The 2,829-nt window shown below is 63.5% G+C and carries 4 protein-coding genes; all 4 read left to right on the top strand.

All coding sequences use genetic code 11. The features are described 5' to 3' along the window. Positions 1–98 precede the first annotated feature (98 nt). The 4 genes from tnpA (at position 99) to QO033_RS25115 (ending at position 2,804) form a co-directional block, all read left to right on the top strand. Positions 99–464, top strand: coding sequence for an IS66-like element accessory protein TnpA (gene tnpA, locus QO033_RS25130; protein WP_107818346.1), 366 nt, complete (start codon positions 99–101; stop codon positions 462–464). Continuing rightward, the gene (tnpB, locus tag QO033_RS25125) at positions 461–808 is read left to right on the top strand and encodes an IS66 family insertion sequence element accessory protein TnpB (RefSeq protein WP_107818344.1); all 348 of its coding nucleotides are present in this window, start codon (positions 461–463) and stop codon (positions 806–808) included. The genes tnpA and tnpB overlap by 4 nt, the downstream gene beginning before the upstream one ends. Before the next feature lie 62 nt (positions 809–870). Further along, the gene (gene tnpC, locus QO033_RS25120) at positions 871–2,466 is read left to right on the top strand and encodes an IS66 family transposase (protein ID WP_164185595.1); all 1,596 of its coding nucleotides are present in this window, start codon (positions 871–873) and stop codon (positions 2,464–2,466) included. Continuing rightward, on the top strand, positions 2,466–2,804 hold the full coding sequence (locus tag QO033_RS25115; RefSeq protein WP_088736309.1) for a YnfA family protein: 339 nt from the start codon (positions 2,466–2,468) through the stop codon (positions 2,802–2,804). The genes tnpC and QO033_RS25115 overlap by 1 nt, the downstream gene beginning before the upstream one ends. The last annotated feature ends 25 nt before the right edge of the window (positions 2,805–2,829 follow it).

Raw genomic sequence — 2,829 nt, 5'->3', positions numbered from 1 at the left:
GTAAGCGCCCGATTGATGCCGCCTGCCTGATGGAGGCGGACCGAGATAAGACACGTGCATAACGACGTCTTTAGCGACGTGTCTTATCGGGAGGCGCTATGTTGGGTGAGGTTCTGGGTGTCGAGCGGCGCCGTCGTTGGAGCGACGAGGAGAAGCTCGAGATCTTGCTGGAAGTGGGTGCTGGCGGGGCTTCGGTTACGCAAGTTGCTCAGCGACATGAGCTCACACGCTCGCAAATCTACGGCTGGCGCCGGGACCTGAAGAAGAAGGGCCTTTGGTCGCCGGATCGGGGAGCAGTCTTCCTGCCTCTTGATTTCGGCACCCAGTCCGAACCGGCCCACTCCCCGCCCGCTCGCCCGGTTTTTGTCGAGCTGCGTTTGGGGAACGGTCGCTGCCTCCGTTTCGACAGCAGCATGGATGGGGAGGCGCTGACCGGGCTGATCCGCGCGGTGGAAGCGGCATGATCGGCCCAGGCACCGGGGTCCGGGTCTACCTGGCGTGCGGCGCGACCGACATGCGGAAAGGAATTGCCGGTCTCTCAGCCCTGGCCCAGGATGTGCTGCGCCAGAAACCCACCAGCGGCGCGGTCTTCGCGTTCCGGGGGCGAAAGGGGGATCGGCTGAAGCTGCTCTACTGGGATGGCCAAGGCTTCTGCCTCTATTACAAGATCCTCGAGCGCGGACGGTTTCCCTGGCCGAACACCAAGGCCGGGGCCGCGCGGCTGACCTCCGCCCAGCTGGCGATGCTCTGGGAAGGGATCGATTGGAGGCGCCCGGACTGGGGCGCACCACCCGCGCGGGTCGGGTAGATTATCTACCTGAATCCACTTGTTTTATTGGCCATCTCGACCTGTGCATGGTATCAGTCGGCATGTCCGATGATGCCCACATTCTCTCTGATGATCCTGCGGTCCTGAAGGCGATGATCGCCGCACTTCAGGCGGAGAATGCACGCATGTCGGCCACGCTTCAGGCCCACGAGCAGTTGGTTCAGGCTCTGCGCTTGCGGATCGCCAAGCTCCAGAAACAGGCCTTCGGAAAGTCCTCGGAAAAGATTGAGCGTGAGATCGCGCAGCTCGAACTGGCGCTCGAAGACCTCCTGGTCGCAGTTGCCGAGAAGCGTGATGGGTCAGTCGAGGAGGAGGTGCCTGCGGCGATCGATGCCGCTGTCGCTGAGATCAAGCCTCGTCGACGCCCGCGCGTCTCGGACACGACCCCTCGCGAACGGCGCGAACTCGATCCCGGCTCCTGTTGTCCCGACTGTGGTGGCGACCTTCGCGTGGTGGGTGAGGATGTCAGCGAGTTGCTCGACATGGTCGCGGCGCAGATGAAGGTGATCCAGATCGCGCGGGTGAAGAAGTCCTGTCGCCGGTGCGAGAAGATGGTGCAGCCTGCCGCCCCAAGTCGCCCTATCCCCGGCAGCATGGCTGGTCCTGGGCTTCTGGCCCAGATCCTCGTGTCCAAGTTCGATGATCACCTTCCGCTCTATCGCCAGAACGAGATCTACGCCCGTATGGGGGCCGACATCCCGGACAGCACGCTGCTGGACTGGTGCGGACGCGCCATGAAGGTGCTCGCCCCTATCATTGAACGGATCGAGACCGAGGTGATGGCCGCGCCGGTGCTGCACGCGGACGACACCCCGATCCGCGTCCTGGACCGGTCACGCCGGGACCGCGGCCTCGGCAAAGGGGTCAAGCAGGGACGGGTCTGGGCCTATGTCTCGGATCAACGTCCTTGGGACGGCGCCGCGCCGCCCGGTGTCGTCTACCGCTTCTCCCCGGATCGCAAGGGGGAACATCCTCAGCGGCATCTGCAAGACAGCGGCGGTATCCTTCAGGCGGACGCCTATGCTGGCTTCAATCTGCTTTACGAACCACGCGCGGACGGCAGCAGCCAGTTCCGCGAGGCCGCCTGCTGGGCGCATCTTCGGCGCGACTTCCATGATGTCTGGGACAGCACGAAATCCGAGATTGCGCGGGAAGCCCTCGACCGGATCGGCAAGCTTTATGATGTCGAGCGCGAGGTCGCCGGTCAATCCGCCGAACTACGACAGGCCGCGCGCCAGACGCACTCCCGCCCCATGGTCGATGCCTTCAAGGCCTGGGCCGAGGCCCAGCTGCTGCGCATTCCGGGCAAGAGCGATCTCGCCAAGGCCTTCCGATACGGTCTCAGCCGCTGGTCTTCCTTCGAGCTCTTCCTCGAAGACGGCCGCGTTGGCATCGACAACAACCCCGCCGAGCGCGCCATGCGCCCGATCGGCATCGGACGGAAAAACTGGCTCTTCGCCGGCTCCGATAGCGGTGGCGAGACGCTGGCCAGGGCGATGACCCTCATCGAAACCGCCAAGATGAACGGGCTCGATCCACAGGCTTGGCTCGCCGATATCCTCGACCGTATCCATGATCACAAGATCAACCGGCTTGACGAACTGCTGCCGTGGCAGTGGAGCGCAGCTCGCCCATGATGAGCGTCTTCGCGGCAATCGGCATGTATGCCCTGGCTGCTCTCGCCGAGATCGCGGGCTGCTTCGCGTTCTGGGCCTGGCTACGTCTTGACCGCTCAGCCCTCTGGCTTATCCCGGGCGCGATCTCCCTCGCCCTGTTCGCATACTTGCTGACGCGTGTTGAGGTCGAGTTTGCCGGTCGTGCATATGCGGCCTACGGCGGCATATACATCACAGCATCTATCGCATGGCTTTGGGCCGTAGAGAGGCAGATTCCGACCCGATGGGATATCATCGGCGCAATCTTTTGCCTGACCGGCATGGCGATCATCTTGGTCGCCCCTATGCTTCAGAAGTAACCTGCGGTCTCAATCGGGCGGTTAC

Origin of the sequence: Pseudodonghicola flavimaris (assembly GCF_030164425.1) — a bacterium.
Lineage (GTDB): Bacteria > Pseudomonadota > Alphaproteobacteria > Rhodobacterales > Rhodobacteraceae > Pseudodonghicola > Pseudodonghicola flavimaris.
This window is presented reverse-complemented; position numbering and strand designations above follow the sequence as displayed.

Coding starts and splice junctions, on each gene's coding strand:
- tnpA (WP_107818346.1), top strand. CDS start 99: ATGTTGGGTGAGGTTCTGGGTGTCGAGCGGCGCCGTCGTTGGAGCGAC.
- tnpB (WP_107818344.1), top strand. CDS start 461: ATGATCGGCCCAGGCACCGGGGTCCGGGTCTACCTGGCGTGCGGCGCG.
- tnpC (WP_164185595.1), top strand. CDS start 871: ATGTCCGATGATGCCCACATTCTCTCTGATGATCCTGCGGTCCTGAAG.
- QO033_RS25115 (WP_088736309.1), top strand. CDS start 2,466: ATGAGCGTCTTCGCGGCAATCGGCATGTATGCCCTGGCTGCTCTCGCC.